The sequence below is a fragment of the Parviterribacter multiflagellatus genome (genome assembly GCF_056863265.1).
Genome location: NZ_JBXPIZ010000017.1, coordinates 1 through 879 on the forward strand (window position 1 = coordinate 1; position 879 = coordinate 879).

General features: G+C 68.0%; 1 protein-coding gene. It reads right to left on the reverse strand.

Annotation, left to right across the window (positions count from 1 at the left end):
• The coding region (locus AC1UE5_RS27740; protein WP_482929195.1) for an IS481 family transposase at positions 1 to 878 on the reverse strand (878 nt) is incomplete at its 3' end.
• Between the last annotated feature and the right edge of the window lies 1 nt (position 879).

Sequence of the window (879 nt, forward strand, 5' to 3'; positions counted from 1 at the left end):
CGGCTGAGGGCGCTGTGTTGGCGGCGATGGTTGTAGTGCCAGAGCCATCCGTCAAGGGCTGCGGTGCGTTCTGCGCTTGAGCGGTAGATCGCGCCGTAGGCCCAGCCGTCGAGCATCGTGCGGATGAACCGCTCGGCCTTGCCGTTGGTCTGCGGGCGCCGTGGCCGCGTTCTGAGGTGCCGGATCCCCAGCGTGCGGCAGGCGATCGCGTGAACGGTCGAGCGGTAGGCCGAGCCGTTGTCGGTCAGCAGCCGCTCAACGACGATCCCGCGCGAACGGAAGAACGCGACCGCTCGGCGCAGGAACGCAACAGCCGTGGTGGCTTTCTCGTCGCCGAGCACTTCGACGTAGGCCAGGCGGGTGGCGTCATCGATGGCGATGTGCACGAACTCCCAGCCGGCCTTGCGGCGCCGGCGGCCGGCCTTGTCGGTGAACGAGCCGGTGTAGTGCTGGCGCTTGCCGTCGCGAACGCGCTTGCCCGCGCCGCCAACGATCCGGCCGAGCTTCTTGACGTCGATGTGGATCAGCTCGCCGGGCCGCTCGCGCTCGTAGCGAACGGCAGGCTCGAAACCCAGCCGACCCAGCTTGCCCATCCCTGCCGCCTTGAGGATCCCCGAGACCGTCGAGAGCGCCAGATCGAGGATCTCAGCGATCTCTGGGCCGGTGAACCTGAGCTTCCGCAGCGCGCAGATCGCCTCAACGACCGTTGCCGCCGTCTTGTTGGCCACCGTCTTGGGCGCCGAGCTCTTGTCGCGCAGCCCGGCATCGCCTTCGGCGACAAATCTCCTGACCCACTTGCGGCACGTCGGCTCAGAGACGCCGAACCTCTCGGCTGTTTCGCGGATCGAGCGGCCATCGACAACGACCGCCAGGACCATC